The organism is Streptosporangium sp. NPDC023825, from assembly GCF_040639575.1.
Classification (GTDB): domain Bacteria; phylum Actinomycetota; class Actinomycetes; order Streptosporangiales; family Streptosporangiaceae; genus Streptosporangium.
The window spans coordinates 25,014-47,784 of sequence record NZ_JBFAAE010000056.1 but is presented as its reverse complement, the minus strand read 5'-3'; the positions used below and the strand labels follow the sequence as shown (position 1 = coordinate 47,784).

The window sequence follows — 22,771 nt, the reverse complement described above, 5'->3', positions numbered from 1 at the left end:
CTTCCCGGCTCTCCGACACCCGCGCCCCACAGGAAGGGCGCGATCTTTGTTGCCTGGAACGTAACACCTGGCCGCCCGCCCGGCCAGGTGCCCCCAACCTTTAGCCCTTGATGAAGCGGCGGATCATGTACCGGCGGACAGGGGGCAGGGCGGCCAGCCGCAGGGGCAACTGGCTCAGCCACAGCAACACCGGGTTGGCGGGGGCGTAGACGCCTTTGACGCGGCGGCCGAGTTTCTGCTTGCGTTCGGCCTCGGGCCGGATAGCCGCCTCCCAAGCTGCCAGCGCCGCAGGGATGTCGCCAGGGTGAGCATTCAATTCGGTGCCGAGGCGGTCGGCGCCGCCGACGGCCAGGGCGGAGCCATACCCGGCGAACAGGGTGACGCACCAGGCGGCGTCGCCGAGCAGCACCACCCGGCCTTTGCTCCACGACGATGCGACGACCTGGCTGATGGTGTCGAAGTAGACCGAATCGGCCCGCGCCAGCCCGGCCAGGACTTCGGGGATGACCCAGCCGAGGCCGCCGTAGACGCGCCGCAGTTCGGTGGCCACGTCCTCGCCTGGCCGGGCGTGGCTGGCGCGGTAGCCGAAGAAGGCGACGTTGCGCCCGTCGCCGATGCTGATGACCGCGACCGTGCGGCCACCGCAGGACAGGGTGCCGGTGGCGCCGGGGGCGATGGTGGCAGGGCGCCGGTCGAGCATGTAGACGGCCACCTTGTGCTCCAGGTCGAGCAGGAAATCCTCCTGCGGGCCGAACAGCAGGGCGCGGGTGGCCGAGTGCAGGCCGTCGGCGCCGATCAGCAGGTCGGCCTCCTCGACGGTGCCGCCGGTCAAGGTCACGCGTACGGCGCGGCTGTCCTGGTCGACGGCGGTGAGGGTGGCGCCGAAGCGGATCTCGGTGTGGCCCTCGACCTTCTCGTACAGGACTGCTTCCAGATCGCCGCGCAGGATGGTGATGGAGCGGGGTCCGGTGGTGGCGGCGATGGTGGCGCGGTCGAGGGAGAAGCGGCGTTCGCCGTTCGGCTTGTGGTAGACGAGTTCGTTGGTGGTGAAGCCCTTTGTGAGCAGGTCGGGCAGGATGCCCATGTGTTCGGCGGCGTCGTAGCCGATGCCGCCGAAGGTGACCGCGTAGCCGCCGCCGCGCCGCTGCGGGGCGCGTTCGACGATGAGGGTGTCCCAGCCGATCTGGTGCAGGCGCAGGGCGGTGGCCAGGCCGGCGATGCCGGCTCCGATGATGATGGCGCGCATAAGCGGGTGCTGCCTTCGTTAGTGGGAGAGCTGGTCGAGTAGCCGCTGTTCGGCGGCGGCATCCAGCCAGGTGTCAGGGGAAGGGGCGTCCGCGCGGGGCGTGGGGTCGCCTTCGGCCTGGAGCCAGGCCCAGGTGTCGGCGAGGGTCTCGCGCAGCGGACGCGTGGTGAGGCCTTCGGCCAGGGCGGCGCTGACGTCGGCGTCGTGCATGCCGCTCGGCGCGCTGCCGTCGGGCAGCCACAGCCCGAACTCCAGGCCGAGCGGCAGGCCGTACCGTGAGAGCAGCTCCGGTGGCGCCCACACCAGTTCGGTGTCGAAGCCGGTGACCTCCAGCGCCGCGGTGAGCAGGTCGCCGAGGGTGATCGCGCCGGGTGGTCCGGTCACGGTGAAGGCGCCGGCAAGGCCGCGTTCGGCCGACCGGAGCATCCAGACGGCCAGATCCCGGACGTCGAGGTATTGCACAGGCCTCTGGGCCGGGGCGGGCGCCAGGACCCGGCCGCCCTTCTCCAGACGGCGAAGCCACCAGGGGATGCGGCCGACGTCCTCATACGGGCCGAGGATCATCCCGGCCCTGGCCAGCAACGCCCGTCCGGCGAAAGACTCCAGGACGGCGAGTTCGCCGCCGCGCTTGGCGGCGGCGTAGTCGGCGGTTTCCTCGCCGGCGGGGTCGCCGTCGACCAGGGGCGCCTGCTCGTCGGCGCCTGCGGGCCAGGGCCAGCGGTGTACGGCGCGGCTGGAGACGTATCCGTAGTGGCTGGCCCGGCCGGACAGCAGGCGGGCGCTGTCTCGCACCACCCGCGGGGCCCAGGCCCAGGTGTCGACGACCGCGTCCCACTGCCCGTCGCCCAGCGCCCGCCGGACGGACTCGAAGTCGGTGCGATCGGCGACCAGCGCCCGTACCCCCGGGGCGGGGTCGCGGCTGAGGCCGCGGTTGAGCGTGCTCACCTCATCACCGCGCTCCAGCGCGGCTTCCACGACGGCGCGGCCCACGTGGTGGGTGCCGCCGAGAACAAGCAGTTTCACGATGCTCCTGGGGTGAGGGGCAGCCGGAGGGCTGACGGGTGGCTGTGGTCGTGGAAGATCTCGTGCTGCGAGGGGCGCAGGCCGCGCCCGGTCGCGAGCGGTTGGCTGGTGTCGGGATCACGGCCGAAGCGTGGGTGGGCGCCGCTGGAGACCCGCAACCGGACGCGATGCCCCGGCCCGAAGCGGTGGGTCATCGGCCACAGGGTGAGCTCGCCGCCGAACCACGGCTGGGCGTGCAGCCAGCTCAGCGTGCCGTCGCTGTCGGCGGGGTCGACGACGAACCCGTCGAAGCAGCCGCCGGATCCGGCCGTGCCGCGCAGGCTCTGGTACAGCACCTGGCAGCCGCGCTCGGCCAGCAGCGCCGCGGGAGCCGGTCCAGGCGTTGCCGCGGCCGTAGGGGCTGCGCAGCAGCACCAGAGGCGGGCGGGGTTGGCCTGCCGGGTAGGAGTGCGTGGTCGGCAGCCGCACACCGTCGGCGGACAGGATCTCCACGTTGCGCCGCACGCGCATCCGGTGACGCAGGGCGGGGCGCACGCCGTATATGCGGCTGAGCAGGGTCATGGCCGGTCCATTCCTGTCGAGGCTGATGAGAGATCACATCGCCGACCAGGCTTCCCGGCACACCGTCGAACCTCTCGGAAGAGGCTGATAGGAGGACTATACCGACTTTTCAGAAATTTCTGAAGAGTCGGAATTTTTGGTATTCTGTTTCTCCCGCAAGGAGGCGAGCACGTGAACGACCGGTATGAGCAGTGGCAGGCGGCCGAACGGCTGGCCCTGACTCTGATCGAGGGCGGCATGCAGCGCATGGCCGCGCGCACCCTGGCGGTCTTCCTGTTCACCGACCAGGAAAGCGTCACCGCCGGCGAGATCGCCGACCGGCTGGAGGCCAGCGCCGGCTCGGTCTCCGGCGCCATCAAATCCCTGCTGACGGTCGGCCTGATCGAGCGCCTGCCCGCCCCCGGCAGCCGCCGCGAGCACTACCGGCTCCGCGACGACGCCTGGGCCACCCTGTTCACCAGCCAGAACACCGTCATCCAGGCCATGCTCCACGCCGCGGCCGCCGGGATCGCCGCCACCGAAAACGGCGACCCCGCCCACCGACGCCTGGCTCAGATGCACGCCTTCTACGAATTCCTGCTCGGCGAGCTCCCCGCCTTGCTGCACCGCTGGCATCAGCAAACCGGCTGAGCCCAGCCCGAGACTCGAGCAACGAGCGTCAAGATCGGCGAGCACGCCGTGCCCTTGTTCAGGACTCGGCCTGCCGCCCGAAACGCCTCACCACGATTCCCCGTGCTCGTCAGTTGCCTACTTGCCCTTTACGCCGCCTCGGCCAAGGCGGTGAAGTCGATCGCGGGTAGGTCGGGATCGACGTCGTCGGGGCGCAGGCGCAGCACGTCGGTGGCATATAGGCCGAACCGGCTGATGTGGGCGGTCAGGTAGGGCGACAGCTGCGTGATGTCGGCGGCGGTGATGTCCTGGCCCTGTTCAGGCTGCCAGCCCTCGGCCAGCGGTTGGCGCAGCACGTCGATCATGTCGAGGGCGGTTGGAGGATCACGCAGCTGGCCAGTAGGGAGGTGAATTTGATCATCTTCTCCTGCTCGGCCGGGCCGTTGTCGGCGATGACGCCGTTGTTGCCGAAGCGCAGCCAGCCGGAGAAGCCGTTGAACCCTTCGACCTTGTTGGTGACCGCGGTGGGGAGTGGAAGAGGTACAGCGCACGCGTCATCACCAAGCGGGGGGAACACCCGGTAGGCGGTCCGCTCCACCGACGTCACCGCACACGCCTCCTGGCTCACCGCGCCAACGGACGGAACGCGCCGTAGCGAGACGAATACGTACATAACAGCCAAAGAAGATCACAGCTTCATTAATCCCGCCGCTCAGCCCTTCAAGATCATCCTAATGTGGGCTTTGGGCTTATGTGGGCTGACCCCCTCAAGAATGCGTCAACGGGCAGTTACGCGGCCGTCGGGCGCATGCGAGCATTTCGGTCCATGACGGTCCTGGAGCGCGAGACGAGCACCGCCCGCCTGGCGGCGGGTGCGGTGGAGTACCGGCTGGAGGGCGACGGCCCGCGGACGGTCGTGATCTTCCACGGCGGTCACCTGCGGGCCGGGCTGGCCCTGGGCGAGGAGGTCTTCACCACCTCCGGCCACCGGGTGCTCGTCCCCTCGCGCCCGGGATACGGCCGCACGCCCTTGGCCATCGCCCCCACGGCGGCCGCTTTTGCCGACGTCACCGCAGATCTGTGCCGCGGCCTGGGCATCGAGCGCATCGCCGCGGCGGTGGGCATCTCGGCGGGCGGACGCACCGCCCTGGCCATGGCTGCCCGCCACCCGCACCTGGTGGAGCGGGTGATCCTGCAAAGCGCGGTCGCCTTCCTGCCCTGGCCGGATCGGCGCACCCGCCTGGGCGGCCGCCTGGTGTTCAACGCCCGCGTCGAGGCCGCGACCTGGGCGGCGGTGCGGCTGCTGATGCACACGGCGCCGCGGGCGGGGTTGTGGTTGTTGCTGCGCGACCTGTCGACCCGGCCCGCCGGTCAGGTCATGGCGGGCTTGAGCGAGCGCGACCAGGCTGAGCTGATCGCGCTGTTCACCCTGATGCGCTCAGGTGCGGGTTTCGTCAACGACATGCTGGCCGTCCCCGACTGCGCCGCGCAGGTCACCCAGCCGACCCTGGTCATCGCCAGCCGCACCGACCGCTCGGTCCCCTACAGCCACGCCGAATCCCTCGCCGCCGCCATCCCGGGGGCCGAGCTGGCCGAAAGCCGGGCCGACGGCCACATGATCTGGTTCGCCCCCGACTACCCCGCGATCACCGAGAAGATCAAGGACTTCCTCACGCGTAGGGACTGTTGAGAAGAACACCTGCTCCTCCCGGCGCCGTTGAGCCCCAGCAGCTGAGCCCCAGTAGCGCTTGAATCTCACCCGGCCGCGTGGTGAGGGACACGGCGTCCACGGCGATCACCTCGCCGTGTCGTCTGCCTGCTTCGGCCGCGCCGCTCGCCGACGCCTCAGCGCCGGACCAGCAGCATGGCGGCGTCGTCCGGAAGGGGGCCACCGACGTGGGCCAGCAGCTCCGATCGCAGGTCGTCCAACGCGAGCTGAGGGTCATCTCGCCGCAGCAGTCCGAGCTTGTCGCCGAGGGGGAAGAACACGCCGTCGCGATCCCTGGCCTCGATCACGCCGTCGGTGTACAGGAGCATCAGGTCGCCGTCGCAGAAGGGCACTCTCAGCGCCTTCGGACCGGGGAGCCCGAGGTCGCCGAGTCCCAACGGGAGACAGTCTTCGGGGGGTTCCACCGTTTCGCTGCGTCCGTCGGAGCGGATGATCAAAGGCGGGGGGTGCCCGCAGTTCAGGACGGAGACCTCACCGTCGTGCGCCTCGACCATGATGGCGGTGACGAAGCTCTCGCCGTTCAGGTGCCTGGCCAGGCTCGCCTCGACGCGTTCGCACAGCCGGGTGAGGTCGTCCTCCTCGTAGGCGGCCTCACGGAAGGCGCCCAGGACCCAGGCGGCGGTCTCCACCGACTCCAGCCCCTTGCCCTGGACGTCGCCGATCAGAACCCGGACGCCGTGAGGAGTGGTGACCACTTCGTACAGGTCGCCGCCGATCTGGGCCTCGGCGGCCGCGGAGGTGTAGGACAGGGCGATGCGCAGGTCGCCCGCCCGTCGCGGCACCGGGCGCAGCAGGACCCGCTGAGCGACCTCCGCCACGAGCCGCACGTTCGCCAGCTCCCGCTCCCGGTTGATCCGCAGTCGGCTGACCAGCATGCTCGCGCCGCTCACCCCGGCGATGGTGGCGATCGTCAGGTTGTTTTGCCGGGTGAACAGCAGGTCGTTGTAGGCGGCCAGGGGCACGCAGATCGCGAGGGCGACCAGGCCGGTCAACGCCGTGCGCCGAACGGTTCCGACCGTCGCGCCGAAGGTCGGGCCCAAGGTCAGCAGCGGCAGGAATCCCAGGCTGGGACCGGCCAGGACATCGATCACGGCGACCACCAGCATCACGCCGAACGGCAGCACACCCATGATCGTCTGTGACTTCGGCATGTCTTCATCCCTGCTTTCGTTCACGGCCGGACGGAGCGCTCGCCCCGGATCCGGCGGGCCGGGCGGGTACGTCGCGTTCGCCGGACCAGCGGGCGACCACGATGTCGGTGCGGGAGTGCACCAGGATCGACAGCACGATGGTGACCGCGCCGAGGTGGGAGACCTTCTGGGCCGCCGCGATCTCAGAGCTCAGGACGAGCGGGCCGTACCCGGCCGACGCGGTGACGGCCGGCGTCAGCGGCAGGCCGCGGTCGAGGACCCGGGCGCAAAGCCGCCCCGTCGCCCGCGGTTCACACCGGCCCACGCACATGCCGGCGGTGAACGGCACGGCCCACAGGGCCGGTTCACGGAGCGTGATGACGATCTCATCGTCTGGTCGCCGACGCACCAGGCCAAAGGCGCCGTCACCCACCGGCAAACCCGCCGGCGGGACCAGGCGGGAACAGGGCGCGATCGACAGGATCGTCCGGTTGACGAGGCTGGAGACCAAAACGGCCGGTAGCGGGAGCACCGCGAAGGAGGGAATGACAGATCCCATGGGTGCGGCCTCCACCAGTCGACGACTGAGACGTTGCCGACCAGACTTCCCGGCGCACCGCTTCAAAGGTAACAGGTGCCAGGAATGATTGACCGCGCAAACATTGCATAAGGCGTCAATCTGTTATCGTGACCACTGGTGTGCCGGGAAGTCTGGTCGGCGAGTCTGTTCAGCGACCGCCCTGGAGCCTTTCGATGTCCGACCGCCTCGATGTGACCGTCTCCGAGTTCGTGATCATCGGATACGCGGTGGTTCTTCGTGTGGAGGGCGACATCACAGCCGCCAACTGCGCCACCGTGCAGCGTGGCCTGATCCATGCGCTGGCCCTGCAACAACCGCCCCACCTCGTGATCGACCTGACCGAATTGCGCTCGTGTGACGATCACGGCCTGGCGGCCCTGATCGGTGCTGACAAGTACGTCCGGGAGACGGGCGGCAGGATGATACTCGCGGGAGTCAACGACCCCGTCCGGCGGGAGATGCGGCGGCAAGGCCTGGCCGGCATGTTCGTGTTCAGGGACTCCGTCGGGCAAGCCGTCGTCGAATTGAAGATGGGGGATCCGGCCTGAGCGGTCGGGCTCAGTACCCGGGCCAGCCCAGCGGGTGAGCGTCGGCGGCAGGCTCCCCGCCCGCCTCGTTGAACGCCGCCATGGCGGCCACCAGGGCCCGGCGCTGCTGCGGCGACAGCCGTGACACGATCTGCTCGATCTCGGCGGCCCGGCGCGCGGTCACCTCGTCGACGACGCGCCGTCCCTCGCCGGTGAGGCGAATCAGGCTCTCGCGCCGGTTGTCGGGGTTGACGGCGCGGACGATGAGGTTCGCGTTTCCCAGCCGGTCGGCCATGCGCATGGCGGTGGACGGGTTCACCCCCAGCGCTTCGGCCAAGGTCACGAGCTTGGCCTCGCCCCGTCCGGCAAGCACGACGAGCATCCGAAACTGCGGAAGCGTGACGCTCTCGCCGACCGAGCTCAGCGAACGGGCGGCGACGGCGACCAGCAGTCGCGATCCCGTCAGCACCGCGGAGACGACCGCCGCGAGGTCCTCTCCGCCGACATCCTGTTGCTGCTCTGCCATGCCAGTAGTTTTACAACTTTGCCGGGCCGCGACGTCACCTCACGCATGACGACCGCCTGCCCGCCTTCTGTGTCCCCGGCGGCCGACGCTGTGCGCGAGCACTTGAGTTGACGCCAACGAGGCCGTGCACCGCTCTGGCCCTCACCGAGCGCCCTTCGGCTGACCCCGTCGTGAGGAGAGTCCCAGACGGTTGCCGTGTACCCGCTCGGCGGGCGCATGGTGACCGATCGATGGATAGGGTGGCCAATGGTGCGCCGGGAAGTCTGGTCGGCAACGTCGGACCCGTACCCGAAACCCGGAGACTCCATGACGCACCCCGTCCCGCCGCGCCAACCTGTCGCGCCGCGCCGCCCCGTCCTGCTGGGCCGGGGATCATGGGGCGAGGCCCGCCGCATCGCCGACATCGTGCGCAAGGAGACCGTCGGCGGGGCGCTGCTGCTGGCCGCCGCGGTGGCCGCGATGATCTGGGCCAACTCCCCGTGGGCCGGCGCCTACGAGGCGCTGCGCGATCTGCGCGTCGGCCCCGAGGCGCTGCATCTGAACCTCTCCTTGGCCGGCTGGGCCGGCGACGGCCTGCTGGCGATCTTCTTCTTCGTGGCCGGGCTGGAGCTCAAACGCGAGTTCGTCGCCGGGGACCTGCGCGACGCGCGGCGGGCCGCGGTCCCGATCGCGGCCGCGCTCGGCGGGGTGATCGTCCCCGCGGCCCTGTATCTGCTCATCACCTGGAACGTGGCCGGCGCGGGCAAGGGGTGGGCGATCCCGACGGCCACCGACATCGCGTTCGCACTCGCCGTCCTCGCGGTCATCGGCCGGTTCCTGCCGACCGCGCTGCGCACCTTCCTGCTCACCCTGGCCGTGGTCGACGACCTGGTGGCCATCGTCATCATCGCGCTGTTCTACACCGACCACCTGGCGCCGCTGCCGCTGGCCGCGGCGCTGGCGTTGCTGGCGCTCTTCGCCGCGCTGGTGCAGCGCCGGGTGCGCGCCTGGTGGCTGCTGCTGCCGCTGGCCGTCGCGATCTGGGCGCTTGTGCACGCCTCGGGCGTGCACGCCACCGTCGCCGGGGTGCTGCTGGCCTTCACGGTGCCGGTCATCCGCAGCGAGCGAGCCGGCGGCACGGACGCCGGGCCCGGCCTGGCCGAGCACTTCGAGCACCGTTTCCGCCCCATCTCGGCCGGGGTGGCCGTGCCGGTGTTCGCGTTCTTCTCCGCCGGAGTGGCCCTGGGCGGACTGGACGGCCTGACGGGTGCTTTCGGCGACCCGATCGTGCTGGGGATCGTGGCAGGCCTGGTGGCGGGCAAACCGATCGGGATCATGGCCGCGACCTGGCTGACGGCCCGCTTCACCCGAGCCGACCTGGACGAGAACCTGGCCTGGGTCGACGTGGCGGGGGTGTCGGTACTGGCGGGAATCGGGTTCACCGTCTCGCTGCTGATCGGTGAACTGGCCTTCGGCGCCGGAGGCGATGAGCACGTCAAGGTGGCGGTACTGGCCGGCTCCCTGGCCGCGACGCTGATCGCGGCGCTCATCCTGCGGCTGCGCAACCGCACCTACCGGCGCGTCCACGAGCTCGAGACGGCTGACCTCGACCACGACGGCGTCCCCGACATCTACGAAAGCGACTCATCTGGCAAGGTCGAAGGCTGAGTGTGAAGGCGACGGCAGCGGCCAAAGCATCTGCCACGTTCGTCGATGGGGGCCGGGCAGGGGGTCACATCAGGTAGCGCAACCACAGGTAGGGCGTCACCAGCGCCACGGTGACGAAGGCCACGATGAGGCCATACCGGGTGAACTCCCAAAAACTGATCGGGGTGCGGTTGCGAGCGGCGATGCCGATGATGACAACGTTGGCGGCGGCACCGACGGCGGTGGCGTTGCCGCCCAGATCGGCGCCGAAGGCCAGCGCCCACCACAGCACCTGCGCGTGGGCGTTGCCGCCGTTCGCCTGCACCAGGTCGGCGACGATCGGGCTCATCGTCGCCACGTAGGGAATGTTGTCCACGATCGCCGAGATGCCGGCCGAGACCCACAGCAGGCCGATCGCGGTCAGCCCCAACCGGCCTTCGGTGGCGCCGACGGCGGCCTGGGAGATCTGGCCGATGACGCCGGTCTCGACCAGGGCACCGACCATGACGAACAGCCCCATGAAGAACACCAGGGTGGGCCATTCGACCTCGGCGATGGCCTGCTCGGTGGTGACCTTGGTGGCCGCCACCAGGATCCCGGCGCCCAGGATCGCCACCACCGAGGGCTCGTAGTGCAGCACCGGATGCAGCACGAAGGCGGCCATCACCACGGCGAGCACGACCAGGCTCTGCCACAGCAGGGTGCGGTCGGCGATGGCCTCGCGCTCGTCCAGGGCCATGATGCCCGCGGCGCGTTCGGGGTCGTAGACGAACGCCTTACGGAACATGATCCGGCACAGGCCGATGAACACCACCGTCACGATGACGATCATCGGGGCCATGTGCGCGAGGAAGTCGTTGAAGCTCAGCCCGCCCGGCTGGCGATGATGATGTTGGGCGGGTCGCCGACCAAGGTGGCGGCCCCGCCGATGTTGGAGGCCATCGCCTCACTGATGAGGAACGGCACCACGGGCAGGGCGAGGCGCTCGCACACCAGGAAGGTCACCGGTGCGATCAGCAGCACCGTGGTGACGTTGTCCAGCAGCGCCGAGGCCAGCGCGGTGATGACCACCAGCAACACCATCAGCCGAAACGGACGTCCTCGGGCCTGTTTGGCCGCCCAGATCGCCAGGTACTCGAACACACCGGTCTGCTTGAGCACCCCGACGATGACCATCATGCCCAGCAGCAGGAAGATGACGTTCCAGTCGACGCCGGTCTCGGAGGAGAAGAACGCCGCCTCTGCGTCGCTGGCGTGCAGGGCCAGCATGAGTCCGGCTCCGCCGAGGGCGGAGGCGACCCGGTGGATCCGCTCGGTCGCGATCAGCGCGTAAGCGCCCAGGAAGATCGCCACCGATAGCCAGGCCAGCGCCGTCATGAGGCGAGCATCCGGTCCATGAGCGCCTGCAGCGTCACCGCGCCGCGCAGGCGACCCTCGCCCACCACGGCGACCAGCGGGCTGTGGGTACGGGCCATCAGCGCGGCGATCTCCAGCACGGTGGCGTCAGGGTCGGTGACCGGTAGCTCACGCGGTGTGGGTGGCAGCGCCTGACGTACGGTCTGACCGGCCACGTTACGCAGGAAGGCGTCGGCGTGGGCCTCGTCGATCACCCGGGCCAGCGCCGGATCGTCCTGGCAGTAGCCGGGCACCGCCAGGGCCAGCACCTGGGTGCCAGCTAGGATGCTCAGCGGCAGCCCGCCGGAGTCCACCACGATCAGGCCCGGCAGGTCCTGGTCGGCCAGCAGCCGGGCGGCATCCAGGACGGAAGTGTCGAGGGTGACGGTGGGAAAATCGATGAGCAGGTCACGAGCACGCATGAGGGCCTCTTCGGGATCGACGGCAGACCTGCCGACCAGACTTCCCGGCTCACCTTCGATGGACCCTATCAATGATCGCCGATTCGAGAGAGGGTGGGCCGGTGTCCACCATCGAGGCGGCCGGCCTGACCAAACGCTACGGCCGGGTGCTCGCGGTCGACGAGGTCTGGTGCGGGTCGAGCCGGCAGAGATCTACGCCCTGCTGGGCCTCAACGGCGCGGGCAGGACGACCCTGATCCGCATGCTGCTCGGCATGATCACCCCCACCTCAACACCCACAACACCCACCGCTCCTGGGCGCGCGTATGACGAAGGGCGTTTCTCTGGTTCTCCGCTACCGAAAACGTTCCGCTACGCCCGGCACACACCAACCGCGATTCCCCTCTCGCGGTACAGGTGCCGGAGAAACAGTCGAAGAGGCGACCGAACCGAGTTCGACGCGTACTGCCACCTTGAATGACGTTCGGTCGCCCTGGATGGACAGCCATCTAATTGACAGTGCGCAGGTGGGAGCGGCACCCCACTGTCAAGTTCAATGGCCCCAGACACGTGCATCTGGCGCATGATGCGCTTGGTCTTGGTGTTCACGCCTTCGGTGCCGCCGTTGTGGTGGGGCAAGGTGACGGCCGCGCGGACGGCATCGCGGTCCTGGTCGAGGCCGCGGGTGAAGGCGTGCAGGTGGGGGAGGTCGGCGGCGCGGGCGGCGGTGATCCACGTGTCGAGACGGTCGGCGTTGCCCTCGTGCGGCCGGAGCAGGTCGGCGAGGGCGCGCACGAGCCCGGCCAGGTCGATCATCTCGGGGCAGGCGGCGGTGAGCTCGTCACGCAACCTCTGCTGCTTGGCGGTGAGGTTACCGGGCCGGGTGAGCAGGAGCCGAGCCAAGTGGCGCGGTGAGATGGGCGGGCGGTCGCCTTCGGCGCGGCCCTGGGTGATGCAGCGATACAGGAGGTTGAAGCTGCCCGGGTAGCCGAGGGTCTTGATTTCGTTGAACAGGTGCAGGACGGGGACGGCGGGGTCGTCGGCGCGGCGGCGCCGCAGGTGGTCACGGTAAGGGTCGACCAGGTGCGACTTTTCTCGATGCCTGGCACCGCTTCGGCAGCTGACCTGGTCCGAGCCGCTCAGGTTTTCAGGCAACTTGGCACCGATTTTTCACCCAAGTTGGCCCGGGGGGTTGTAGAGGCGTCGATAGGCGCACATTTGTGATTAATTCCGCCTCGCTCAGGGCGCATCGGGTCATCCGTGACGTGCCTTGTGGGAGGCTCGCGCGGTGAGCGCTTCGACCTCCTTCGGCGCCCGCCAGGGCTCTGCCTCATCGGCGGGCGATGAGGGCAGGAGGGTGCCCTCAGACTCCTGTGGGCTCACTGACTTGCTGGCCGCGTTGTATGTCGGTCAGGATCGGGATCGTCAGGACTTGAACCTGGCCGAGGGCTGGACACGCCGCTGGATCACGAGATGGAAGGCGGGCAGCTCCGAGATCGTCTGTCCCGTCCGGGACATGGCGGAGGTTCCCGCGGCGGTGTGTGGGCCTGTTCGCTCGTTCTCCTGGCGTATTCCTCAACGGCACCGCCCCGGTCTGGCGGCGATGGTCAGCACTCGTAGGTTGCATGGGTTCGAGAGTCTCAACGAGCGGAAGCTGTTGCTCGCGCTGGACTTTCTCGGAGAAGTCCGCGATCTGCTCGCTCAACCCATGACGTTGAAGTCCACCACGAGCACGAAGCGCACCATCGCGCACATTCCGGACTTTCTGGTCGTCACCGAGGCCGGTGTCTGGCTGCTCGATGTCCGGCCTGTCGACCTCATCGGCACCGAGGATCGTCTCAGGTTCGCGGCCACCACGGAAGCAGCGCTGAGCTGCGGGTGGCGCTACCTCGTCGTACAGGCTGGCGGTCACAGGTGCAGGCCACCTTGGACGCGCTGTCGGCTGGCAGTGCGCCGTCAGAGACATGTGCATTCTCAGCTGAAAAGGTACCCGATGTCCTCGATGCGAGAAATCGCGATCGCGATCACCGCCGCGAGGATTAAAGGCAGCACAGAAGAGGTGGCAAGACTTCCTCCGGCAGCGCCGACGCCTGAGATCATCAAGAGTAGTCCGTTGCGTACGAAGTGGACTGTGCCAACGTCTCGGACGCCTCGTCGGCCTGTAGTTTGAACACCGAACGCATGGTCCTCCTCTTGTCGGGACGGCATTTCGGTCAGCGTATGAAGTTAAGTGATGAATGAAAGAGAAGTTTCATCACTGTTTAATTTTTCCTGTGGGCGGCTGACCTTGCCCGCGCATCGGTGATGCTTGAAGAAAAGTTCGTATTCGGCGTGAGTTGCTCGCCGGCGCACATCGAGTGGGCGAGCACTACATCGTGCGGATCACGCTCATCACTCACAGCATCTTTGAGTGACCTGCAGCGGACATGGCGGACGTCAAGCGCTGTGGCTCGGCTCGTCCGCTCCGCATTCGATTATCTGTCGGCGGTCGCACACGGGCCGCTTCCGGTCTGGTCCCTGGAGAGTTTGAAATACGTGCTCGCCGATCAGTGTCGCGACCTGCACGAATGAATCATCGGCACCCACAGGCTGCCCTTTTATGGGATGCGAGTCGATGAGCATATTGAGGAACCAGGGTGCGTCAGGTGCCTCCATCACTCCGGAGCATGTACGGAATGATCAAAACAGGATGATTACTTGGCGAGGCATCTCCACCCGCTACGACGAGACCTCCGCAAGTCACCTCGCTGAATCCCGCCTTCGCGCCGCGATGATCCGGATCGAAGACCTCACCCGGACCACCTCCCTTGGTACGACCCGGTGCGCGCCCTATGGGAGGTGCCGGGTTGAGGCGGACCTGGGCACCCTGGTGTGCTTGCTCATGGTGGGTTTCCCGGTCCGGCCCCAACCTGGCGATCCTGAACGGCGGGGACCTGGTTCACGAGAGGCTCGCCGGATCAGGTTCCGCGCGAGGTGCGTCCCCGATGGGGAGGGGCGTCTGTCCTCGCCCCCGGGACTCCGCGCGGTGAGGACATCTCTCACCTGCTACGACGACTCGGGTAAGTCAGGGCGCCTTCCTCGGCAGATATAGGCCTACGGTGCTGTGCATGATCAGATGGTCGGAGCAGAGGTGGTCGTCACAGGTACCGGCGTTGACGATGTCGACGCCGCTGAGCGTTGTGGTTATGTCGAAGTGGTCACGGCTGACGAAGGTGTAGTCGATCTTTCGATTGCCGCCGACCCGGGTAGGCCGACCGCCCTGGACGGGTTCGCACATCCCGTCCTCGCCGATGCAGCTGTCCCAGTAGGAGTCGGTCTCCCAGAAGTACCCGTTTCCGCTCGGGTAGTAGAGCCGGCCGACTGCGGTGTCATCGGGGGTGAGGTTGAGGTCGCCCATCAAGATGAACGGCCTGGAGTTCGCCTCCGGGGCGAAGACCCGGAACAGCTCGCGGGTCTCGGCCTGCGCGCCGGTCGCGTCGCCGTCGGACAAATGGGTCGAGCAGGCCTTCACCGGCTGACTGGTGGTCGGGAAGACCGCGGTGACGCACGCGACGCTGCGTTCCTCCAGCAACGTCGGCAGGTCGCGCTCCTCCAGCCGGTGATCGGTGGTGAACATGTATCCCTTCTCCTCGGTCACATCGGCGCGCACGAGGATGGCGTTGCCGGCCCTGGTGCGGGTATCCCCCAGGTGGACGCAGTCAGGAACGACCAGGCGCGACTCCTGGAAATAGCCCTCCATCGCGTAGCCGGCCGTCTCCAACTGGTCCACCAGGTGGTCGTACTGGCGCTCGCAGACCTCGTTGAGGGAGATCACGTCGGGTCGGCGCGTCTGCACCTCCGTGAGGATCCGGTGGACGATCGGATAGTCGCCTCCGTTCAGCGCACCGCCGGCCATGTTGAAGTGCATCAGTTTCAGCGGCGTGACGGGGTTGTAGCGCACGCTGCTGGTGGCGACGCCGCTGGTGTTGCTGTCACGCAGATGCCACTGGAAGGGGCCGTTGGTGAGAGGCAGCACGACCGCGGGGTTGTCGGAGCCGTTGCCGTCCCAGTCGCCGGTGGCGAAGAACACCGACGACGCGTTGCCGCTGCCGTAGGTGAACGTCACGTCGGCCGATCCCTGGGTGTTGCTGTTACGCAGGTACCAGGTGAAAGGGTTGGTGCCGGTGCTGATGAACCCTACGGTGTCGCGGCCGTCGTTGTTCCAGTCGCCCGCGATGGGCTTGCCCGCCCCGCTGCTGTAGGTGAAGGTGAGGTCGGCCGCTCCCTGGGTGTTGCTGTTGCGCAACAGGTAGGAGTTGGGACTTCCGGGCCGGAACAGGCCCGGGGTGTCGTCGCCGTCCTTGTCCCAGTCGCCGACCAGGGGCTGGGTGTCCGAGGCCGCGCCGTAGCCGAAGGTCACATTGGCCGATCCCGACGAGTTGCTGTTGCGCAACTGCCACGATGGCGTTCCGCCGGTGCGTACGAAGACCCCCGGGGTGTCGCGGTCGTCGTTGTTCCAGTCGCCCACGATCGGATGCGTGCCACGAGCACCGTAGGTGAAGACGGTGTGGGGTTCGAGGTTGTCGATCCAGTAGTTGTAGGATCCGTCGGTCAGATACCACGTCATCGGGTTCGTGGAGGTGTCCACGATGCCGTATGTGTCCTCGCCGTCGCCGTTCCAGTCTCCTGAGATGATGACTCTGTCCTGAGACTGTGCCGAAGCGGCTGGGACCTGCGGTGCGCTGAGCAGTGACCCCGTCAAGACGAGGGCCGAGGCGATCATTGTGATAACCCTGCGTAACACGTGCCTACCTCTTCATTGTTGAGCAGACCATCGGTTGAGAGCAGCGCGTGCTCATGCGAATTCAGCCGGGCCAGGCTTCCCGTCGACTCCTGCTGTCATCACCGGCGATCGATGATCCGGTGTGACGGTCGCTCAACACGAGGGCAGGCGGGACGACGACGGCCTCCCGGCTCGTTCAGGACCTAGGCATCGGGCTGCGTCTCAGGTCGCTCACCAGTCAGCCTTTCAAGCGGGTGGCGGGTGGTGGCGATGATCTGGTCGGCGAGCCCGGGGCTGTGCGGCGTGGCGTTTGATCAGGCAGCGGTCGCGCGGTTGGGCTTACGGCACCGTCGGCCCGCAGAGCACCCTCAACGTGTCCTCGGCGCGAGCCGGACACGCCGCCACCTCGCCGTCGACATCCAACAGGCACTCGGCCGGGACACGAGACGTGAACCGGTTGCGAACAGCGCGACAACAACTCCGGTTCCCGTCGCGAAAATCCAACGATCGGGAGATCGATGGATGTTTGGTGGTGACGACGGGGGGCGGAGTTGTTGTCGCGCTTGATGCCACGAAGGTTCTTAGCAGGTAACAACCTTGTCGTACGAGGCGAACGGCTGGTTGAAGGCGTTCACGTCTTTCGAAGCGCCGGCGTTGACCGTGAAGCACCCGGAGTCCCGGGCGTTCTTCCAGATAACCCTCAAGCGGTGGCTCGTCGAGCAGTTGTTGTGCATCGTGACAGAGTTAAAGCTATGCACCTCGACCGACACACACCCCGGCTTCGTTCCGGCGGACGCGGGCGATACCACGCCGACGAGCGCGGCTCCGGAAAGAGCTACGATCACTGCGGCTCGGGTAACATTCTTTCTCATCTTTTTCCTCCGATTTTCTGAATCTGGCGATCGGTTCAGTTGTCACTGAACGGGGCATTTATTCATGCGGTCATGAGAACCACATGAAAATCGCTTCGGGATCCTTGTCCCCGGTAGTGGTCGCGGAGCGCCCGCATGCACGCGGCCCTGGGCCTCCGTGGTCAGCCGCAGTAGACGCGCAGGTGGTTGGATTCCTTGAACTTGTAACTCCCGCCGATCGTCGTCCCGCTGATGGTCGTCCGCCAGGTCTGCGTCCCGGTGCCGCTGCAGTTGTACTGGATACAGGTGTCGAAGCCCTGGTGCGCGGTTCCCATGGCGCTGGCCGCCGGCGCGCTCACGGCACCCGTACCGGCCACGACCCCGGCCGCGAGCGCCACCGCCGCGACTCGACGCGTCACCGCGTTCGTTCATTGCCCCCGTTTCCTAACGATGAGTTTCCGGCGGCGGGAGTCGCCGCTCGTTTCCTGCCGAGGCGGGAGTGAGTCCGCTCGGCCCCCGCTGAGTGGCACTTCCGCGGTATCGCCTTGTGCCCCTCGGTTCTAGCCCACCGGGGGAATGTCCAGTGCTGGAGGCGTCACTGGACAAACAATCGTCAGGCGGTGGAGCACGGCGAAGCCGGGTCTGAAGTGCGACAACTTCCGTTCGATTGGATTTGTCCGGTTTTGACGCCTCGGAGGCCGCCGTCGCTTCCCGGGCCCCGTTCGGTCTCAGATATGCCCTGATTGTCCGACTAGACTGAGGGGCGAGAGCGACCGGAGGTGCGATTGGGGCGGCGTGAGCGTGAGCTGGACCCGGAGAACATCCCTCTCCATCGGTTCGCTCTGGAGTTACGGAACCTGCGAATCGACGCGGGAAAGCCCAGTTACCGGGAGCTGGCCAGGCGCACGCACTTCTCCGTGACCGCTCTTTCCGAGGCCGCCGGCGGCGCGGTCATGCCGAGCCTGCCCGTCACGCTCGCCTACGTCGAGGCGTGCGGTGGCAACCCCGAGGAATGGCGGAAGCGGTGGCACTCCCTCAGTGAGGAGACCACCACCGCCGAACCCGCCCGCGATCAGGAAAAGACGTCTCCGTACCTGGGGCTGATGACGTTCGGGCCGCAGGACGCGTCGTTGTTCTTCGGCCGTGAACGCCTGCTGCGGCAGGTGTGCGAGAGAATGCTGCACACGCCTTTTCTGGCCCTTTTCGGCCCCTCGGGAACGGGAAAGTCGTCGCTGCTCCAGGCGGGGGTGCTGCCCGCCGTCGAGCGGGGGGACGTCGGCGGCGGCCAGGGGTGGCGGGTCGTCTGCCTGACGCCAGGTGAGCGGCCGGTCCAGGAACTGGCGATCACGTTGGCGAACGCGCAGGGCGTGGCGGCCTGCTCGGTCCAGACCGCACTCGCCGACGATCCGCAGGCCGTGCAATCGATGTGCGCACAGCTACTGGCGGGCGGGGCGGCCACGGCGCATCTGGTGATCGTGGTGGATCAGTTCGAGGAGATCTTCACCCTCTGCGGGGACCGGGGCGAGCGCGACCGCTTCGTCGCGGCGCTGCTGGCCGCCTCCGCTGAGCCCCGCGTGCGCCTCGTGCTGAGCGTGCGCGCCGACTTCTACGCGCACTGCGCGTTCTACCCGGCGCTAGTGGCGGCGCTGCAGGACAACCAGATCCTGGTCGGCCCCATGGAGGAGGACGACCTGCGCTGCGCCGTCACCCGGCCCGCCCAGCAGATGGGCCTCAAGGTGCAGCCCGAGCTGGTGGAACTCGTCGTGGACGAGGCGCGCCAGGAGCCCGGGGCGCTGTCGCTGGTCTCGCACGCGCTGCTGGAGACCTGGCGCAGCCAGCGCGGCGCGTCGCTGACCGTCGCCGCCTACCGCGCGGCCGGCGGCGTGCGCGGGGCTGTCGCCCAGACCGCCGAGCGCGTGTACGGCGGACTCGGCGAGGCCGAGCGCGAGGTGGCCAGGAGGCTGTTCCTGCGGTTGACCGTTCCCGGCGACGGCACCGAGGACTCCCGGCGGCGGGCCTCGCGCGCCGAGATGACGGGAGGACCCGACAGCGACCGGGCCGCCCACGTGCTCGACACGCTGATCGCCGCACGACTGATCACCGCCGAGGAAGACAGCGTGACGATCGCACACGAGGCGCTGATCCGCGGATGGCCCCGGCTGCGTTCGTGGCTGGAGGAGGACCGGGAACTGCTGTGGGCGCACCTGAGGCTGACCGGCGCCGCGGCCGAGTGGGACGAGCACGACCGCGACGAGGCGTTCCTGTACCGCGGCGCACGCCTGAGGAGATGGGACGGCCAGCGGCGCGACGGGCTCAACGACCTCGAACACACCTTCCTGCAGGCGAGCCGACACCGGGAGGTCGCAGAGCGAGAGGGCCGGCGCAGACGCGTCAGGACAGTGCTGGCCGCTCTCGTCTCGGTGACCGTCGTGGTGAGCGTGCTCGCCGGCGTAGCCGTGAAGCAGGCCCGCGAGGCCCAGGATCAGCGGGACGTCGCGCTCTCGCGCCAGCTCGCCGCCGAGGCCCGCGCCGAGCTGCAGCTCAGTCCCGAACGGGGCCTGCGCCTGGCCAGGAGGGCGTACGCGCTGTGGCCGACCGCCGAGGCGGTGGCGGTCTTGCGGCAGGGCGTCGCCGACGACCACCTCGTCGCCACGATCCCCGGCCTCGGACGGGCGCTGGGCGTGGCGTTCAGCCCGGACGGGCGCCGATTGGCCGCCTCCAGCGCGGACGGTCTCGTCCGCGTGTGGTCCTGGTCGGGAGAGGGAGTGACCGCGGACGCGCCGTTGGTGCTGCGGGGGCACCGCGGAGAGGTGTGGAGCCCTCAGTTCAGCCCTGATGGGCGCCGTCTCGCGGCGGCGGGGCTCGACGGGACGATCCGGGTATGGGAGCTGAGCGGCCGCGTTGAGCCCGTCGTTCTGACCGGGCACGACGGCCCCGTGTGGGCGGTGGCCTTCAGTCCCGACGGGCGCCGTCTGGCCAGTGCCGGAGACGACGGCACGACAGGCCTGTGGGACGTCGGCGGCGGCGAGGCGACATTCCTGCGTGGGCACGGGGGGGCGGTCAAGGGCGTGGCGTTCAGTCCGGACGGGCGCTTCGTGGCCAGTGGCGCTGACGACGGATCTATACGTATGTGGAGCGCGTCCGGTGGCGGCCGGCCGCGGGTGCTGCGCGGACACGAGGACGCGGTCAAGACGGTCGCGTTCAGCCCGGACGGCAAGATTCTGGCCAGCGTGAGCGTCGACGGCACCGCTCGCCTGTGGAGAACCGGCGGGAAGGGACAGCCCCGCGTGCTGCATGGCCACGAAGGGACGGCCGAGGGCCTGGCGTTCAGCCGCGACGGCCATCGGCTGGCGACGACCAGCGACGACTCCACCGTGCGTGTCTGGTCGTCCACGCAAACCGGTGACCCGCTCGTGCTGCGCGGCCATCAGCGGGTGGTGTGGAGCGCGTCGTTCAGCGCGGACGGCCGCAGGCTCGCGACGGCCGGCGACGATGGGACGGTCCGGATCTGGGACCCCAGGGGGATGGGCGACCCGTCAGTGCTGCGTGGCCACGAAGGGGCGGCATGGTCGGCGGCGTTCACTCCCGACGGCCGGCGGGTGGTCAGCGGCGGAGTGGACGGCGTCGTGAGAGTCTGGGACCCCGCGCGCGAAGCGTCCAGGGTACTGCGAGGTCACAAGGACGAGGTCGTCGACGTCGCGACCGGCCCCGACGGCCGCGTGGCCAGTGCGAGTACCGACGGCACCCTGCGGATCTGGAACCTGACGGACGGTTCGAAACCGGTGACGCTCCGTGGCCATAAGGGCATCGTGTGGAGCGTGTCCTTCAGCCCTGACGGGCGCCGCGTGGCCAGTGCCGGCCTCGACGGCACCCTGCGAATCTGGGACCTGACCGGTGCGGCGCCCCCCGTTGTACGGCGGGCCGACACCGAGCAGATCCGGTACGCCGCCTTCAGCCCTGACGGGCGCCAGGTGGCGACCGGCGGAAAGGACGGCACCGTGCGAATCTGGGAGAGCGGGGGCGCCGCCGAGCCGTTGGTGCTCCGCGGCCATCAGGGCCTCGTGTGGGGAGTGGCCTTCAGCCCGGACGGGCGCCGGCTGGCCAGCGCGGGCACCGACGGCACGGTCAGGATCTGGCCCACGTCAGGAGGCGGCGGCGCGCTCGTCCTTCGCGGCCATCAGAATGTGGTCTGGTGGGTCGCCTTCAGCCCGGACGGACGATGGGTGGCCGGCACGGGGCACGACGGCACGGTGCGGATCTGGCGCACCGACATGGTCGCCCCGCCCGTCACCGTCGGAGGATTCGCCACGAGCGTCGAGAGCGTCGAATTCTCCCCCGACGACGGGCGGATAGCCACCACCCACGGGGATGGGACCGTCCGCTTGTGGCGCTGCACGGCGTGCGAGCCGATCGAGCGGCTGCTCGCGCGCGTTGACCGGCTGCTCGTGGACAGATGACGCCCTCTCCGCTCATTCTCCTGATGGCCACCGCGGGTGGCGGCCATCCCGACACCGAGGTTCCCTCCGTACCCCGGACAGGCGAGCGGTGCCGTCGCGTTGGCGACGCGAAGGCGCTGGCATCTCGACACCGCCTATCCGGCGATCAAGGGCGCGGCCGAGTTCTGGCTGGACTTCCTGCACACCGTCCCAGCCGGCCGTTCCTCCTGCCCTGGCCATTGTGTGCCTGCGGGTCGTGACCCCGGCCGGGCGCACACTCCGAACCCGAAACCGCGAGCGCATCGCACCTTCGGAACCGTTCGCCAGGTCACGTGCCGGTAGGCCTTGCGGCCGACCTCGGTGGCCAAATCCTTCAGCGGGGATGGCGGGGTGCGGTAGCGGGCAGCAGGTTTGCGGCCGTTACCACTCCACGCCGGTACGGGGGGTAGCGCATCGTGGGGGTGGGCGGACTCATCGGAGCGGACCGCGACGACGTAGTCCAGACCCCGCTCGGCCAGACCCCGCTCGGCCAGACCCCGCTCGGCCAGGCCGCGCCGAAAGGCGGTGATCTGGCCGTAGCCGACATCGGCGACGATCACCTTCGGGGTCAGCCTCCAGCCGATCGCCTCGTCGATCAGATCCAGCGCCAGCCGCCACTTCTCGCGGTGTCTGACCTCATCGGGTATCTGGGCTTTGGAGCGGCGTCCGGCGTCGTGGTCCCACTCCTTGGGCAGGAACAGCCGCCAGGAGATCGGCACCGACGCCGCATCACAGGCGGCGTGCAGGCTGACCGCGACCTGAGAGTTGGCCTGCTTGCCCAGCGCCCCGCACCACTGGCGGGCCACCCCCGCCGACATGTTCCCGTCCTTGGGAAAGGACACATCGTCGATCACCCACACCTGGGGGTGATGGCGGCGGGCAGCTTGGTCGCGATCGCCCGCAGCACGGGCGCATGATCCCAGGTGGACTGGCTGACGAACTGCTGCACCCCTGCATGTCACCGTCCGGCAGGCGCTCGGCCATCGGCTGGATCGACTTGCGTCGCCCGTCCAGCATCAACCCCCGCAGGCAGCAGTCGCCCTTCGCCCGCTGATCTCGGCGCGGTACCGACGCGAACACCTCGGCCACGAACGCGGCCAGCTCACCCCGCAACCGCTCGATCTCCCCCAAGTCCGCGAGAGCAGCAGGCCGAACCCAATCCCTTAGATCAAAGCAACCTAACGAAGTACTACCAGACGAGTAAGCCCGAAGTCCGGTCGGTGGTCGTAGGCGATCAGTGACCGGGTGATGGGCTGGCGGTGGCAGGGCTGTGCTAGATCGCGGTGGTCAACGCCAGGATCCGCTGAGCGATGCGGGCGGCCATCTCTGC

The 22,771-nt window shown here is 68.6% G+C and carries 19 protein-coding genes and 3 pseudogenes; 7 read left to right on the top strand and 15 right to left on the bottom strand.

The window, feature by feature from the left end:
- Positions 1 to 100: 100 nt before the first annotated feature.
- The 3 genes from AB0G15_RS33925 to AB0G15_RS33915 are packed head-to-tail and all read right to left on the bottom strand — an operon-like array spanning position 101 to position 2,739.
- A complete protein-coding gene (locus tag AB0G15_RS33925; RefSeq protein WP_362847819.1) occupies positions 101 to 1,246 on the bottom strand; it encodes an FAD-dependent monooxygenase in 1,146 nt (381 codons plus the stop codon).
- A gap of 18 nt (positions 1,247 to 1,264) precedes the next feature.
- Complete coding sequence (locus tag AB0G15_RS33920) at positions 1,265 to 2,269, bottom strand: NAD-dependent epimerase/dehydratase family protein (protein ID WP_362847817.1); 1,005 nt, start codon at positions 2,267 to 2,269, stop codon at positions 1,265 to 1,267.
- Complete coding sequence (locus AB0G15_RS33915) at positions 2,266 to 2,739, bottom strand: CocE/NonD family hydrolase C-terminal non-catalytic domain-containing protein (RefSeq protein WP_362847815.1); 474 nt, start codon at positions 2,737 to 2,739, stop codon at positions 2,266 to 2,268. Before AB0G15_RS33915 ends, AB0G15_RS33920 begins: the two co-directional genes overlap by 4 nt.
- A 262-nt stretch (positions 2,740 to 3,001) precedes the next feature.
- Between AB0G15_RS33915 and AB0G15_RS33910 the strand changes: the two genes are divergently transcribed.
- Positions 3,002 to 3,460, top strand: a complete 459-nt coding sequence (locus tag AB0G15_RS33910; RefSeq protein ID WP_362847812.1) for a helix-turn-helix domain-containing protein — start codon at positions 3,002 to 3,004, stop codon at positions 3,458 to 3,460.
- Between the two features lie 128 nt (positions 3,461 to 3,588).
- Here AB0G15_RS33910 and AB0G15_RS33905 read toward each other — a convergent pair whose 3' ends face one another.
- Both AB0G15_RS33905 and AB0G15_RS33900 read right to left on the bottom strand, forming a co-directional pair.
- Entirely contained in the window at positions 3,589 to 3,804 is a 216-nt protein-coding gene (locus tag AB0G15_RS33905; RefSeq protein WP_362847809.1) for a hypothetical protein, read from the bottom strand.
- A complete protein-coding gene (locus AB0G15_RS33900) occupies positions 3,801 to 4,046 on the bottom strand; it encodes a Tn3 family transposase (RefSeq protein ID WP_362847806.1) in 246 nt (81 codons plus the stop codon). The genes AB0G15_RS33905 and AB0G15_RS33900 overlap by 4 nt, the downstream gene beginning before the upstream one ends.
- A 219-nt stretch (positions 4,047 to 4,265) precedes the next feature.
- Between AB0G15_RS33900 and AB0G15_RS33895 the strand changes: the two genes are divergently transcribed.
- Positions 4,266 to 5,129, top strand: a complete 864-nt coding sequence (locus AB0G15_RS33895) for an alpha/beta hydrolase (protein ID WP_362847803.1) — start codon at positions 4,266 to 4,268, stop codon at positions 5,127 to 5,129.
- Positions 5,130 to 5,284: 155 nt separating this feature from the next.
- On the opposite strand, the gene AB0G15_RS33890 is transcribed toward AB0G15_RS33895, so the two are convergent.
- Both AB0G15_RS33890 and AB0G15_RS33885 read right to left on the bottom strand, forming a co-directional pair.
- Entirely contained in the window at positions 5,285 to 6,319 is a 1,035-nt protein-coding gene (locus AB0G15_RS33890) for a PP2C family protein-serine/threonine phosphatase (protein WP_362847800.1), read from the bottom strand.
- Between the two features lie 4 nt (positions 6,320 to 6,323).
- A complete protein-coding gene (locus AB0G15_RS33885; protein WP_362847797.1) occupies positions 6,324 to 6,857 on the bottom strand; it encodes a hypothetical protein in 534 nt (177 codons plus the stop codon).
- A gap of 128 nt (positions 6,858 to 6,985) precedes the next feature.
- On the opposite strand from AB0G15_RS33885, the gene AB0G15_RS33880 reads away from it, so the two are divergent.
- Entirely contained in the window at positions 6,986 to 7,426 is a 441-nt protein-coding gene (locus AB0G15_RS33880) for an STAS domain-containing protein (protein ID WP_362847795.1), read from the top strand.
- A gap of 10 nt (positions 7,427 to 7,436) precedes the next feature.
- On the opposite strand, the gene AB0G15_RS33875 is transcribed toward AB0G15_RS33880, so the two are convergent.
- Positions 7,437 to 7,931 (bottom strand): MarR family transcriptional regulator, encoded by a 495-nt coding sequence (locus tag AB0G15_RS33875; protein WP_362847792.1) that lies wholly within the window; start codon positions 7,929 to 7,931, stop codon positions 7,437 to 7,439.
- 306 nt (positions 7,932 to 8,237) lie between these two features.
- Here AB0G15_RS33875 and nhaA point away from each other — a divergent pair, with 306 nt between their 5' ends.
- On the top strand, positions 8,238 to 9,578 hold the full coding sequence (gene nhaA / locus AB0G15_RS33870; protein WP_362847789.1) for a Na+/H+ antiporter NhaA: 1,341 nt from the start codon (positions 8,238 to 8,240) through the stop codon (positions 9,576 to 9,578).
- A gap of 64 nt (positions 9,579 to 9,642) precedes the next feature.
- Here nhaA and AB0G15_RS33865 read toward each other — a convergent pair.
- Positions 9,643 to 10,914 (bottom strand): annotated as a pseudogene (locus tag AB0G15_RS33865) (ArsB/NhaD family transporter); the annotation flags it as partial.
- A gap of 16 nt (positions 10,915 to 10,930) precedes the next feature.
- Positions 10,931 to 11,374, bottom strand: coding sequence for a CBS domain-containing protein (locus AB0G15_RS33860; protein ID WP_362847787.1), 444 nt, complete (start codon positions 11,372 to 11,374; stop codon positions 10,931 to 10,933).
- On the opposite strand from AB0G15_RS33860, the gene AB0G15_RS33855 reads away from it, so the two are divergent.
- A complete protein-coding gene (locus AB0G15_RS33855; RefSeq protein ID WP_362847785.1) occupies positions 11,352 to 11,834 on the top strand; it encodes an ATP-binding cassette domain-containing protein in 483 nt (160 codons plus the stop codon). The genes AB0G15_RS33860 and AB0G15_RS33855 overlap by 23 nt on opposite strands.
- An 89-nt stretch (positions 11,835 to 11,923) precedes the next feature.
- Here AB0G15_RS33855 and AB0G15_RS33850 read toward each other — a convergent pair.
- Positions 11,924 to 12,451: pseudogene (locus tag AB0G15_RS33850) on the bottom strand (transposase); the annotation flags it as partial.
- 289 nt (positions 12,452 to 12,740) lie between these two features.
- Between AB0G15_RS33850 and AB0G15_RS33845 the strand changes: the two are divergent.
- Positions 12,741 to 13,523 carry a hypothetical protein gene (locus AB0G15_RS33845; protein WP_362847782.1) on the top strand — a complete coding sequence of 261 codons (783 nt, stop codon included), beginning with the start codon at positions 12,741 to 12,743 and terminating at the stop codon, positions 13,521 to 13,523.
- An 894-nt stretch (positions 13,524 to 14,417) separates the two neighbouring features.
- Here AB0G15_RS33845 and AB0G15_RS33840 read toward each other — a convergent pair.
- The 3 genes from AB0G15_RS33840 to AB0G15_RS33830 form a co-directional block, all read right to left on the bottom strand.
- Complete coding sequence (locus AB0G15_RS33840; RefSeq protein WP_362847779.1) at positions 14,418 to 15,980, bottom strand: endonuclease/exonuclease/phosphatase family protein; 1,563 nt, start codon at positions 15,978 to 15,980, stop codon at positions 14,418 to 14,420.
- A gap of 716 nt (positions 15,981 to 16,696) precedes the next feature.
- Positions 16,697 to 16,987 (bottom strand): hypothetical protein, encoded by a 291-nt coding sequence (locus AB0G15_RS33835; RefSeq protein WP_362847776.1) that lies wholly within the window; start codon positions 16,985 to 16,987, stop codon positions 16,697 to 16,699.
- 161 nt (positions 16,988 to 17,148) lie between these two features.
- A complete protein-coding gene (locus tag AB0G15_RS33830; protein ID WP_362847773.1) occupies positions 17,149 to 17,385 on the bottom strand; it encodes a hypothetical protein in 237 nt (78 codons plus the stop codon).
- Between the two features lie 366 nt (positions 17,386 to 17,751).
- Between AB0G15_RS33830 and AB0G15_RS33825 the strand changes: the two genes are divergently transcribed.
- Positions 17,752 to 21,423: a hypothetical protein gene (locus AB0G15_RS33825; RefSeq protein WP_362847770.1), complete on the top strand. Its 3,672-nt coding sequence runs from the start codon at positions 17,752 to 17,754 to the stop codon at positions 21,421 to 21,423.
- Between the two features lie 225 nt (positions 21,424 to 21,648).
- On the opposite strand, the pseudogene AB0G15_RS33820 reads toward AB0G15_RS33825, so the two are convergent.
- Positions 21,649 to 22,572, bottom strand: a pseudogene (locus tag AB0G15_RS33820) (IS701 family transposase); the annotation flags it as partial.
- Positions 22,573 to 22,771: the final 199 nt, after the last annotated feature.

Bases quoted from the DNA above. Each gene is read 5' to 3' on its own strand.
- AB0G15_RS33925 (WP_362847819.1), bottom strand. From the start codon at position 1,246: ATGCGCGCCATCATCATCGGAGCCGGCATCGCCGGCCTGGCCACCGCC.
- AB0G15_RS33905 (WP_362847809.1), bottom strand. From the start codon at position 3,804: ATGATCGACGTGCTGCGCCAACCGCTGGCCGAGGGCTGGCAGCCTGAA.
- AB0G15_RS33895 (WP_362847803.1), top strand. From the start codon at position 4,266: ATGACGGTCCTGGAGCGCGAGACGAGCACCGCCCGCCTGGCGGCGGGT.
- AB0G15_RS33890 (WP_362847800.1), bottom strand. From the start codon at position 6,319: ATGCCGAAGTCACAGACGATCATGGGTGTGCTGCCGTTCGGCGTGATG.
- AB0G15_RS33885 (WP_362847797.1), bottom strand. From the start codon at position 6,857: ATGGGATCTGTCATTCCCTCCTTCGCGGTGCTCCCGCTACCGGCCGTT.
- AB0G15_RS33875 (WP_362847792.1), bottom strand. From the start codon at position 7,931: ATGGCAGAGCAGCAACAGGATGTCGGCGGAGAGGACCTCGCGGCGGTC.
- nhaA (WP_362847789.1), top strand. From the start codon at position 8,238: ATGACGCACCCCGTCCCGCCGCGCCAACCTGTCGCGCCGCGCCGCCCC.
- AB0G15_RS33855 (WP_362847785.1), top strand. From the start codon at position 11,352: ATGAGCAGGTCACGAGCACGCATGAGGGCCTCTTCGGGATCGACGGCA.
- AB0G15_RS33860 (WP_362847787.1), bottom strand. From the start codon at position 11,374: ATGCGTGCTCGTGACCTGCTCATCGATTTTCCCACCGTCACCCTCGAC.
- AB0G15_RS33835 (WP_362847776.1), bottom strand. From the start codon at position 16,987: ATGAGAAAGAATGTTACCCGAGCCGCAGTGATCGTAGCTCTTTCCGGA.